The sequence below is a fragment of the Candidatus Methylomirabilota bacterium genome, assembly GCA_027293415.1.
Lineage (GTDB): Bacteria > Methylomirabilota > Methylomirabilia > Methylomirabilales > CSP1-5 > CSP1-5.
In genome coordinates, this window is sequence record JAPUFX010000174.1 from 1 (window position 1) to 11,699 (window position 11,699).

Below are 11,699 nucleotides of genomic sequence, written 5' to 3' on the forward strand. Positions count from 1 at the left end.
GTACAGGGGACTCGAGCGCGCCACCATGTAGACCCCCGCCGTCACCATGGTGGCCGCGTGGATCAGGGCCGAGACCGGGGTCGGCCCCTCCATGGCATCGGGGAGCCAGACGTAGAGCGGGAGCTGGGCACTCTTTCCCATCGCCCCGACGAACAGGGCCAGGGTGATCCAGGTGACCAGGGACAGCCCCCCCAGCGCGGGCTCGGTGAGCTGCCCGTGCAGCCCCTCGACCTGCTGAAAGACCCCGGCGTACTCGAGGGTGCCAAAGGTGGTCCAGATCAAGAACAGTCCGAGGAGGAATCCCGCATCCCCTACCCGATTCACCACAAAAGCCTTCTCAGCAGCGGCAGCGGCAGCGGGTCTTTCGAACCAGAACCCGATCAAGAGATACGAGCAGAGCCCCACCCCCTCCCAGCCCACGAACAAGAGAAGGAAGTTATCGGCTAAGACCAACAGGAGCATGAAGAAGACAAAGAGATTGAGAAAGGCAAAATACCTTGCGTAATCACGATCCTCCGCCATATATCCCACCGAATAGAGATGGATGAGAAACCCGATCCAGGTCACCACCAGGATCATCACCGCCGACAGGGGGTCGAGGAGGAAGCTCACAGAAACGTTGAAGTCCCCAATACCAATCCAGGTGAAAAGCTCCTGGGACAACTGCCTGTGCTGGAGACCCGTGAGGTGGAAGAAAAGGGCGAGGCTTAACCCAGCAGCAACACCCACGGTGCCGCAGGCCACCAGGCCCACCCAGCGCCGTGAGAGTCGCCGCCCCAGCAGGATGTTCACAAGAAACCCCACCAAGGGCAATGTCGGCACCAGCCAGATAAAATCAGTCATCGAAAATGCCTCGTTCATGGTTCATAGTTCAGGGTTCATGGTTCAGGGATGAGGGATTGGAATGGCCTCGGGCTGTTGCTCTGAACTCTCAACTCTGAACTCTGAACTGTCGCTAGCCCTTGAGGAGGTGGAGCTCGTCCACATAGACCGTCTCCACATTCCGGAAGAGGGCAATGATGATTGCCAAACCCACCACCACTTCCGCAGCTGCCACGGTCATGACAAAAAAGACAAAGACCTGCCCGTCCAGGGAGTGGAGGAACCGGGAAAAGGCCACGAAGCTCAAATTGACCGCGTTGAGCATCAGCTCGATGGACATGAAGATGATCAGGACGTTGCGCCGAGTGGCCACCCCTACCACTCCCACGATGAAGAGGAAGCCGCTCAGCAGCAGGTATGCCCACAATGGGACCATGAATCCTTTACTCCGGCCTGCGTTTGGCCAGGACCAACGCCCCGACCATGGCGCTCAGAAGAATCAACGATGTAAGCTCAAACGGGATCAAATACTCCCGAAACAGGACTCGGGCCACCTCCTGAGTATTTCCAAGGATCCTGAGCGTCTCCACGTCATGAGGGCCCCGCGGTCCCAGGTTGATCTGGGGGCCCACGCCCAAGGCCAGTTCAACCAGGAGGGCTCCTGCCAGGACCAGCCCTAGCACGACTCCGATCCGGTTGAACTGCATGGGATGGTGCTCTTCGGGCCGAAGGTCGAGGAGCATGATGACAAAGAGGAACAGGACCATGATGGCCCCGGCATACACGATGATGTGCACAAAGGCGATGAGCTGTGCATGGAGGAGGATGTAAAGGCCCCCCTGGGCGAAGAGCGTGAGGATCAGGCAGAGGGCACTGTAGACCGGATGGCGTTGTAGCACCATCGCCAACGCTGCCGCGCCAGCCAGGAGAGCAAGGGTCAGGAAGAGCACCCACTCCATCCCATCACCTCAGGCCAGGATGAGGATCGCCGCCGCCGTGAACATCACGTTGGCCAAAGCCAGCGGAAGTAGGACCTTCCAGCCAAACCCCATGAGCTGGTCGTACCGGAACCGGGGCAACGTGGCACGGACCCAGATAAAGAGGAAAATGAAGGCGAAGACCTTGAGGAGGAACCAGATCACGGGAGGCAACAGCGGCCCCCGCCACCCGCCCAGAAACAGGGTGGTTGCAAGGGCAGCCGCGGCGATCATGTTGGCGTACTCCGCCATGAAGAAGAGCGCGAACTTCATGGAGCTATACTCTGTGTGAAACCCCGCCACAAGCTCTGTCTCCGCCTCTGGGAGGTCGAAGGGGGCTCGATTGAGTTCGGCGTTGCTGCTTATCATGAAGATGACAAATCCCAGAAACTGGGGGAAGATGTTCCATCGAGGGAGGATCCCGAGCCACGTCCCCTTCTGGGCTTCCACGATATCGACCAGGCTGAGTGATCCGGTCATCATCACGACCCCCAGCACTGAGAGCCCCAGGCCGAGTTCGTAGCTCACCATCTGGGCAGAAGAGCGCAAGCCTCCGAGGAGCGAATATTTGCTATTCGAAGCCCAGCCGGCCAGTACACTCCCGTACACTCCGAGCGACGCCACGGCAAAGACGTAGAGCAGCCCGACGTTCACATCGGTGATCACAAAGGACGGTCCGAAGGGGATCACGGCAAAGACGATCAGGGCCGGGACGAAGCTCAGGGCGGGAGCGAGGATGAAGATCACCCGGTCTGCATTGGCGGGAACAACATCCTCCTTGAACATGAGCTTAATGCCATCGGCGATGGGTTGCAGGAGCCCGAAGGGGCCAACCCTGGAGGGGCCAAAGCGGACCTGGATATCGCCGATCACCTTCCGCTCGACCCAGGTGAGATACGCCACCGCAAGGAGCAGCAAGCCTACGACCAGGCAAATCTTGAAGAGGGTGGCGAGCAAGAAGCCCATCATCTCCTCTGCGATCACCGATGACCGTTATCCGATGACCGTAAGGAACGAATAGGGCTTTTGAGTCGTCGGTCGTCGGTCATCGATCTCCGTTCGTCGGTCATCGGTCAACGGGAATCGGAACCCCCAGCGATTCGATGGCCTCGTACTGTATCCCGCCGAGGGCAGTGTGCTCCTGTGCCAGGCGCTGCCAGATCTCCTCGGGGGTCACAGGAATCCTGGATCGGTTTAGCCCGATTGCCACCTGGCCAAGAACCTCCCCTAAGGACAAGACTTTTCCCTTGGACTCTATGGCCTTCCGGAGGCGTTGGATCCGACCGGCAAAGTTAATGATCGTCCCCTCCTTCTCTGCGTATCCCAGCGCTGGGAAGACCAGGTGAGCCCTGGAGGTGGCAGGCGACTGGCGAACGGTCCAGACGGCCAGGAGGTCCAGCCGGTCTATGGCTCCCGCGAGCTCGCCACCGAGCGTCGGCTGCTCCCATGGATCCACCTCAAAGAAGAGCAGCGCCTTGAGGCTTCCCGCAGTTACCGCCTTGAGCATCTGCTGTATCCCCAAGCCGTCTGTGCCAGGGCCGATCTCTAGGAGCCTGGCGCCCTGGGTGTTCGGGCTTTTGTCGGTTCGCCTGAGGAGATGGTCCTCTGCCTCATCCCCCTCCCGCATCTCGACCGGATCCACGTGGTAATCGAGGTGGGGCGTCTCAAGCACGTCCCGGAGGAACATACGGGTCGCATACAGTTCCTCAGTCGTCAACCACGTGGAGAGCACTCCCCCGATGGCTCCCGCTCCGTGCCGATCGATGATCCCCTGGAGTTGGTCGACGAGAATGGAAATTGCTTCATCCCACGACACCGGCACCTGGGCCTCCCCTCGCCGCACGAGGGGAGCCTGAAGGGCAGTCTGTCCTCGTCGAGGATAGGCCTCAAATCGTCCCTCGTCGCACATCCAGTAGCCGTTCACCTCCGGGTTAAACCTCGGGCGCACCCGGAGCACCTCCTCTCCCCCCTCCCGCACATGTCGAACATCCAGCACAATGCCACAGCCCCGGCTACACGCCGGGCAGGTACTCTCTACCTGTTTCACCAGATCCCAGAGACGGGACTTGAACCGGTAGGGTTTGCTGGTCAAGGCTCCGACAGGACAAAGGTCGATGACGTTGCCTGAGTACCGGTTATCGAGTTCCTTCCCCGGGAAGAGAACAATCTCAGCCCTGTCCCCCCGTTGCCCCACCCCCAACTCACCGCTCCCTACGATGTCCCGGCAGAAACGAACGCAACGGGTACAAAGGATGCACCGCTCGGCGTCAAAGATGATATGGGGACCGATGGATCGATGCTTATCGCGATGGATCTTTTCCTCGACGAACCGACTCGCCCCGGGGCCGAAACGCATGGTGTAGTCCTGGAGGGGACATTCCCCCCCCTTGTCGCAGATGGGACAGTCCAACGGATGGTTGAGCAGATAAAACTCCAGGATCCCCCGCCTCGTCTCCTCCACCTGCGGCGTCCGCGTATGAACCACCATCCCTTCTGTCACCGGGGTCGCACAGGCGATCATAAGCTTTGGGGATTTCTCCACCTCAACGAGACACATTCGACAGACCCCCTCGATGGAGAGCCCGGGGTGGTAGCAATAATGGGGGATCTCGATCCCAAGCTGCTCTCCTGCCTGGATGATCATAGTTCCCGGTGCCACCTGAATCTGTTCACCGTCGACGGTGACCGTTACGCGATTTGGCGTTTCGGTCATTCACTCTCCCTCGCATGAATGGCATTCAACACTTGTACACTCGGCCTGCTGACGGCTGATAGCTACTGACGAAACGGGCATCTCCCCTGTTGGATGTGCGCCTCGAATTCTTCCTGAAAGTATCTCAGATAGCTTTCCGTGGGCATGGCCGCCGAATCGCTCAAGACGCAGATCGTCTGACCCTTCATGTTTCGGCAGACATCCTTCAGGATCTCAAGGTCGGCCACTCGCCCTCGCCCCTCTTCGATACGCCTCAGGATCTGATGTAGCCAGGCAGTCCCCTCCCGGCACTGGGTGCACTGGCCGCACGATTCGTGGTGATAAAACCGGTTGACCACTTCCCCCACCCTCACCATGCAGGTGGTCTCGTCCATCACGATAACGGCCCCGGAACCCCCCATTGATCCGGCAGCGGCGAGCGACTCAAAATCCAGACCGACATCCAGGTGCTCCGGGGTCAGGACAGGAGCCGAAGTCCCTCCCGGGATGATCGCCTTGATTTTCCGGCCGTCGCGCATTCCTCCAGCATGTTCAAAGATCAGCTCCCGCAAAGTGGCACTCAGGGGAATTTCGTAGTTCCCTGGGTAGCGGACATGACCGCTCACCGAGAACACCCGGGCTCCGGTGCTCTTCGCAGTTCCGAGACTGGCATACCATTCCGGTCCCCGGAGGATGATGTGGGGGATGTTACAGAGGGTTTCCACATTGTTCACCGCAGTAGGACATTGATAGAGACCTTTCACCGCTGGAAATGGGGGCCGGATCCTGGGTTCACCCCGCTTCCCCTCCAGTGACTCGATCAAGGCCGTCTCTTCCCCACAGATATAGGCCCCCGCTCCCCGATGGACGTAGACATCGAGATTGAAATCAGTTCCCAGGATGTTCTTTCCCAGGAAGCTCCTGGCGTACGCCTCCTGAAGGGCCCGATCCAAGATCGTGGCCGCTTCCAGGAATTCACCCCGGAGGTAGATGTAAGAGGTTTCGCCCCCAATGGCAAAGCTGGAAATTATGATCCCTTCGATCACTTGGTGCGGGTCCCGTTCCAGGAGCTGTCGGTCCTTAAATGTTCCGGGTTCTCCCTCATCGGCATTGCAGAGGATGTACTTCGGGACCCCACGATCTTGGGGAATAAATCCCCACTTCACCCCGGCTGGGAATCCTGCTCCACCTCGACCCCGGAGACCGGATCGCTTGACCATCTCGACGATTTCTGGAGGGCGATGCTCGCGCAGGACCTTGGCTATGGCCTGATAGCCCCCTCTGGCGAGATAGGCCTCAATGCTGCCATCGTAGGACGAGTCCCGGAGATTACGATGCAAGATCTCCCCAGAGGTCCGCTCCCGGTTTGATGGCGGGGCCGCCGTGGCCTGGTACTTGTATTCCTTAGGAAATTCACCTCGCTCAATCGTTACCAGGAGTTGCTCCAGCTGGGACCGATCCAGGGGCCCGTAGTGATACCCGTTGATCTGCACCATCGGTGCAGCGTCGCAGGCGGCCAGACATTCGGCCCTCCCCAGGCTAAAGCGGCCGTCGGGCGTTGTCTCTCCCTCACGGATCTGCAACCGCTCCTTCACATGGTCCAGGAGTGATTCCGCCCCCAGAAGACTGCACGAGAGATTGTGGCAGACCTCAATGTGACATCGCCCCATGGGGCGAAAATGAAACATAGTGTAGAAACTGGCTACCTCCCAGACATCAGTCGGACGCATCTCCAAGAGGTTCGCAACTTCCTCCAGCGCCTCCGGGCTCAGATACCCCCGCTCCTCTTGGACCAGGTGCAAGAGGGGAAGGAGGGCCGACCGCTTTTGCGGATAGCGTTTCAGGATCTCGGCGCACGCTTGATTTATCTTCCCCGACGCCATGCTAACCCCTTGCGTCTCAATTCAATGGCGCATCACGCTCCGTGCCTGATGCTGCACGGCCAGGACGCCCAGCTCGATGTTCAAGCTCATCCCACTCGAGCCCCCCCTTCCGCCAGACATAGGCCAACCCCAGCGCCAGAACCAGCACGAAACTGCCCATCTCAAAGAACCCGAACCATCCGAGTTCCCGAAAGATTACCGCCCAAGGGAAGAGAAAGATGATCTCGATATCAAAGATGATAAACAGCATTGCCACCAGATAGAATTTGATCGAAACCCGATCGCGGGCCAGGCCCACAGGGGCGATTCCGCATTCGTACGGCTCGAGCTTCACCGGCGTGGCTCGCCTTGGCCCCATTACCGAGGAGAGAAGGATGGTTCCCCCCGCAAAGAGGAGCGCGATGACGATCAGGAGAAGGATGGGGAGATACTCGATGAGCATGTGAATCTTTGTACTTGCCTTCCCAAAATGAAAGGCCTCGCGGCTGCGGGGCCCCCCAGGTCTACGGCCCTCCAACAATAATCGCGCTGAAGGGATTAGCAAAAAGAAGAATCAAGGCAATCAACAGCACGTAGATGGCCAGAGACTCAATTAAGGCCAAACCGATGATCATCGCGGTTTGGATTCGTCCCGCGGCATTCGGTTGCCGGGCCATCCCTTCCAGGGCGGCAGAAATCGCCCGCGCCTGAGCCAAGGCGGCCACGGCCGAGGCGATGGCCATTCCGAATCCTGCTGTCAAGACCGTTACCCAGAAATATGTTGTGTCGATTCCTGCTTTTGCCCCCCCTTCTGCAGCCCAGGCGAAGGTGGTCGAGCCCACTGCCGCCAACACCCCTGTCACGACGCCCGTCAACTTGGATCGCATGTACGCTTCTCCTTCTTGAAATCCCCGGTTGCTTCTACCGAGCGGGACACTTTTTGCCACCCGAATGTTCGCGACTGTTAGTGCTCTTCATGGTGAGTCGCCCCAGCGATGTACATCGTCGATAGCATCACAAAAATCAGCGCCTGAACCAATCCAGTGAAAATGACAAGCCCCGAGATCAAGGGGGCCAGGACATAGATAGGCCACATGATGGAGGTCAGGAACAGGATAAAGAGAAACACCGTATCTTCCCCAAAGATATTGCCGAAGAGTCGGATCGAGAGGGAGAGGACACGGGCCAGATGGCTGATCACCTCCACCAAGATGAAGGCCGGCACGAGAATCCACCCCATGGCGATCAGGAGAAATTTGGGGAATTCACCCACCGGTCCAAGGAAGTGCTTCAAATAGGTGAGTAGCCCCTGCTTTCGCACGCCAAAGAAATGGTATGAAATAAAGACGATCAGGGCCAAGGATGCCGTGGTGTTCAGGTTGGCCGTCGGGCTCCTGAGACCCGGGATCAGGATGAGGATGTTGCTAAAAAAGATAAACAACCCGGCAGAGCCGATCAGGGGGAGATACCGCCTTCCCTCATGCCCGATCATGCTGTCCAGCATCCCGGTGAAGGCCTCGATCACCGTCTCCATCACATTCTGCATCGGCCCCGGCACCTCGGTCAGTTGCCGGGTCGCCAGGTACGACACTCCAATTAGGAAAGCCATGACGATCCAGGTCATGACCACGTGATCAGGAATGAACGCCCCCGGGATCCCGGGGAGAAAATTTGGAATTTTGATGAGTGGAGGTGCCTCAATCGCTTCCACAGCTTACCTCGCGGAAAAGAATTGAGTTCTTATACCCCCGGCGGTTCCCGCTGTCAATCCGTCTATTGCAGCAGGCCGAGGATTGATGCCTGGGCAAACTCCAAAAAGGGTCCTGGATAGATCCCAATGATCAGTGTCCCCAGCACCGCGAAGGCCACCGCCACATGCAAGGGACGGGAGGGACTCAGGACGAGGGCCTTGGGGGGCTCGTGCATATACATGACCATGGCGACGCGCATGTAATAAAAGAGGGAGATGGCGGTGTTGATCACGGCGATCAGGGCCAACCAGACATACCCGGCCTTGATCGCAGCACCAAAGATGTAAAACTTCCCCACGAAACCGGCCGTGGGGGGGATACCCGTCAAGGAGAGGAGAAAGACCAGCATGGCCGCGGCCGCGATCGGTTTCGCCTGGCCCAGCCCGGCAAAGTCCTCAATGAGGTCCCCCTTCACGGTCTCGGTGCGGAGAAGGACCACCATCGCAAAAGCCCCCGCGGTCATGAAAGCGTAAACGAGGACGTAAAACAGAACGGCGGAGATGCCCAACTCCGCTCCCGCCACGAAGCCGATCAAGACATAGCCGATGTGGGCAATGCTGGAATACGCCAGCATTCGCTTGATGTTCTGTTGGCCCATGGCCGCGACATTTCCAATGGTCATGGTCAGGACGGATAGGATCCAAAACATAATCGTCCAGTCCACCTGGATGTGCGGCATGGCCCCCAGGAAGACCCGGAGCAGCGCTGCCACTCCAGCCGCCTCGGAAGCGACCGCCAGGAAGGCGGTCACCGTGGTCGGGGCTCCCTCGTAGACGTCCGGCACGTACATGTGGAAGGGAACGGCCGCGATCTTGAATCCGAACCCTGCCGTGAGCATCACCATGGCGACCAGGAGGGCGGGATTGCCGAGGTCCATTGTGGCTAAGGTAGCCGCGATTTCACTGAAGCCCAAGGCCCCGGTCAGTCCATACAAGAGGGAGATCCCATACAGAATCACCCCCGAGGAGAAAGCCCCCATGAGGAGATACTTGAGGGCCGCCTCGCTCGACTTTTTTTCCTGCTTGAGAAAGCCGCAGAGGATGTAGAGACTGATGGACATCGTCTCGAGCCCAATATAAAGCGTGAGGAGATTCCCGCCCGAGGCGACAAACATCATTCCCACGGTCGAGAAGAGCAGGATCGCGTAAAACTCACCGATGGGAGCGCCGACGAGGGGGAGGTAATCGATCGACATCAGGATGACCAGCAAGGTGGCGAGCAGAAAGACCACCTTGAAAAAGATGGCAAATTTATCCACCAGGTAGCTCCCGCTGAAGACGGAGACCGCGGCTGCTCCCGGCTCGAACAACGGGACCGCGGCTCGGACCAACAATATGCCCGTTCCCACGACGCCGATAATGCTTACGGTCTCGATCCACCCTCGCTGCTTTGGAGCGGCAAAAGAGAGGATCAAGACGACGATCGCCACAACGCTCAAAAAGATTTCAGGCAGCGCATGAAGGACATCCGCGGGATTGTAGGTTCCCATCATGGTTGTTCCTCACGATGACCCTGGTCCCAGTTGCTCACCACCGGGATGGGGGTCGGCGCCTCCACGACCTTCCGGGCTTGGTCGAGCCGCGCCACCACCTTCTGCACTGAGGGCTCCATGGCCTTCAAGAAGGGAGCGGGGTACAGCCCGATCCAGAAGAACATAATGACGAGGGGGATGAGGGTCATGGCCTCCCGAAGGTTCAGGTCTGACAGCCCCAGGTTCTTCTCATGGATAACCGTGCCGAACATGGTGCGTTGAAACAACCAGAGCATGTAGGCCGCCCCGAGGACAATTCCGGAAATCGCGAACAGAGCCCATATCCAGCTCACCTTGAACGCACCCAAGAGGATGAGGAACTCCCCGATGAATCCGTTGAGGCCAGGGAGGCCAATGGACGAAAACATGGTGATCGCAAACAGCGTGGCGTAGATCGGCATAACGCTGGAAAGTCCTCCCATGTCGGCAATCATCCGCGAGTGGATCCGATCGTAAATGAGCCCGACAATCAAAAAGAGGGCCCCGGTGGAGAGGCCGTGATTGACCATCTGCAAGATGCTCCCCTGAAGCCCCTGCATGTTCAGCGCAAACATGCCCAGCATGATGAAGCCCATGTGGCTCACCGAGCTAAACGCGATGAGCCGCTTCATATCGCGCTGGGCTAGACAGACCATCGCCCCGTAGATGATGGCAATAACACTCAGGGTCACCATAAACGGGACAAAATATAGGGTGGCCTCGGGAAACATCGGAAGACTGAATCGGACGAAGCCGTAGGTTCCCATCTTCAGCAGGACTGCGGCCAGGATTACGCTCCCCGCCGTGGGGGCTTCGGTGTGCGCATCCGGAAGCCATGTGTGGAAGGGGAACATGGGAACCTTGATGGCGAAGGAGAGGAAGAAGGCGAGCCAGACCAGGTTTTGGAACGAGAAGAGGCTGGGAGACCACGGATACGAGACCTTCATCAGCTCTAGGACATCAAAGGTGTACGTTCCGGTCTGCGCCCCGGCATAGAAGTAGACCGCCAGAATGCCGAGCAGCATCACCACACTACCGAACAGGGTGTACAGGAAGAATTTAATGGCCGCGTAGAGGCGCCGCGCCGGGGCCCCCCATATTCCGATCAAGAAGTACATAGGGACCAACACCACTTCCCAAAAGACATAAAAGAGGAAGAAGTCCAATGCCAGGAAGACCCCCATCATCCCGGTATACATGAGGAGGAGAAAGATGTGATACTCCTTCACCTGCTCAGTGATGGCCTCCCACGAGCAGAGCACCGCGATGGGCGAGATCAGGGCGGTGAGACACACCAGCCAGAGGCTGATCCCGTCTATCCCCATGATATAGCTCACCCCGATCGCCGGGATCCAGGAGGCTCTCTCCACGAACTGCATCTCGGCACTTCCAAAATCGAAAGAGAGCGCCAGCACCACTGCGATGAGAAGGGTCACCCCCGTCACGAGAAGGCTCACCATCCGGATCAGGCCTGCCTGCTCCCGGCGGATGAACAAGAGGAGAATGGCCCCTGCCAAGGGAAGAAAGGTCACGATGCTCAGGACTGGAAATGTCGTTCCGCTCATGGAGACTCTTCCTCCGGCTCCAACGGTCGCAGTCTACAAAATAATGATGTAGACGCTCACGATGAAGAAGATCGCAACGGCTATCGCCAGGATGTAATTCTGCACCACACCGGTCTGGAGCCGCCGCAAGATGCCGCTGCCGTCCTGAATAACATCCGCGATCTTGTTGACCAGTCGATCCACGATCCTGTTGTCACCCCAGTCGGCACCAGTGCTTAACCCAATGGTGACCATCGCGGTCCCGTTGACCGCTCCGTCCACCACCTTCTCATCCACCTGCGATAAAAAGTGACTGGAACCCAGAATCCCGTCTCCAAAGATCACCCAATACAGCTCATCCACATAATACTTCTGATAGAGCACCCGGTAGACGTGCCGGAACCGCGCTGCCAAGAGCTCCGGGAGGTCCCGCCACTTGAGGTACAGGAGATACGCCACACCGATCCCGGCCACCGCCACCAGCAGCGAGAGCGCCGCCAGCGGCAACGCCAGTGTCGACACCGCCCCGTGCCCCGCCCCC

At 58.6% G+C, this 11,699-nt stretch carries 11 protein-coding genes and 1 pseudogene; all 12 read right to left on the minus strand.

Going from position 1 to position 11,699, the window contains the following annotated elements:
* On the minus strand, positions 1-861 hold an 861-nt coding region (locus tag O6929_12190), incomplete at its 3' end, for a proton-conducting transporter membrane subunit (GenBank protein ID MCZ6481147.1).
* A 94-nt stretch (positions 862-955) separates the two neighbouring features.
* Complete coding sequence (gene nuoK, locus O6929_12195; protein ID MCZ6481148.1) at positions 956-1,258, minus strand: NADH-quinone oxidoreductase subunit NuoK; 303 nt, start codon at positions 1,256-1,258, stop codon at positions 956-958.
* 7 nt (positions 1,259-1,265) lie between these two features.
* Entirely contained in the window at positions 1,266-1,781 is a 516-nt protein-coding gene (locus O6929_12200; protein ID MCZ6481149.1) for an NADH-quinone oxidoreductase subunit J, read from the minus strand.
* Positions 1,782-1,790: 9 nt separating this feature from the next.
* Entirely contained in the window at positions 1,791-2,768 is a 978-nt protein-coding gene (nuoH, locus tag O6929_12205; GenBank protein MCZ6481150.1) for an NADH-quinone oxidoreductase subunit NuoH, read from the minus strand.
* 97 nt (positions 2,769-2,865) lie between these two features.
* Positions 2,866-4,512: a 2Fe-2S iron-sulfur cluster-binding protein gene (locus tag O6929_12210; protein MCZ6481151.1), complete on the minus strand. Its 1,647-nt coding sequence runs from the start codon at positions 4,510-4,512 to the stop codon at positions 2,866-2,868.
* A 62-nt stretch (positions 4,513-4,574) separates the two neighbouring features.
* Entirely contained in the window at positions 4,575-6,374 is a 1,800-nt protein-coding gene (gene nuoF / locus O6929_12215; protein MCZ6481152.1) for an NADH-quinone oxidoreductase subunit NuoF, read from the minus strand.
* A gap of 88 nt (positions 6,375-6,462) precedes the next feature.
* Positions 6,463-6,816, minus strand: a pseudogene (locus O6929_12220) (NADH-quinone oxidoreductase subunit A).
* A gap of 61 nt (positions 6,817-6,877) precedes the next feature.
* A complete protein-coding gene (gene atpE, locus O6929_12225; GenBank protein ID MCZ6481153.1) occupies positions 6,878-7,240 on the minus strand; it encodes an ATP synthase F0 subunit C in 363 nt (120 codons plus the stop codon).
* Between the two features lie 77 nt (positions 7,241-7,317).
* Positions 7,318-8,064: a F0F1 ATP synthase subunit A gene (gene atpB, locus O6929_12230; protein ID MCZ6481154.1), complete on the minus strand. Its 747-nt coding sequence runs from the start codon at positions 8,062-8,064 to the stop codon at positions 7,318-7,320.
* 62 nt (positions 8,065-8,126) lie between these two features.
* A complete protein-coding gene (locus O6929_12235) occupies positions 8,127-9,593 on the minus strand; it encodes an NADH-quinone oxidoreductase subunit N (protein MCZ6481155.1) in 1,467 nt (488 codons plus the stop codon).
* Positions 9,593-11,179, minus strand: a complete 1,587-nt coding sequence (locus O6929_12240; protein MCZ6481156.1) for an NADH-quinone oxidoreductase subunit M — start codon at positions 11,177-11,179, stop codon at positions 9,593-9,595. The genes O6929_12235 and O6929_12240 overlap by 1 nt, the downstream gene beginning before the upstream one ends.
* Positions 11,180-11,212: 33 nt before the next feature.
* The coding region (locus O6929_12245; protein ID MCZ6481157.1) for an NADH-quinone oxidoreductase subunit L at positions 11,213-11,699 on the minus strand (487 nt) is incomplete at its 5' end.

Coding starts and splice junctions, on each gene's coding strand:
- nuoK (MCZ6481148.1), bottom strand. CDS start 1,258: ATGGTCCCATTGTGGGCATACCTGCTGCTGAGCGGCTTCCTCTTCATC.
- O6929_12200 (MCZ6481149.1), bottom strand. CDS start 1,781: ATGGAGTGGGTGCTCTTCCTGACCCTTGCTCTCCTGGCTGGCGCGGCA.
- nuoH (MCZ6481150.1), bottom strand. CDS start 2,768: ATGATGGGCTTCTTGCTCGCCACCCTCTTCAAGATTTGCCTGGTCGTA.
- O6929_12210 (MCZ6481151.1), bottom strand. CDS start 4,512: ATGACCGAAACGCCAAATCGCGTAACGGTCACCGTCGACGGTGAACAG.
- nuoF (MCZ6481152.1), bottom strand. CDS start 6,374: ATGGCGTCGGGGAAGATAAATCAAGCGTGCGCCGAGATCCTGAAACGC.
- atpE (MCZ6481153.1), bottom strand. CDS start 7,240: ATGCGATCCAAGTTGACGGGCGTCGTGACAGGGGTGTTGGCGGCAGTG.
- O6929_12235 (MCZ6481155.1), bottom strand. CDS start 9,593: ATGGGAACCTACAATCCCGCGGATGTCCTTCATGCGCTGCCTGAAATC.
- O6929_12240 (MCZ6481156.1), bottom strand. CDS start 11,179: ATGAGCGGAACGACATTTCCAGTCCTGAGCATCGTGACCTTTCTTCCC.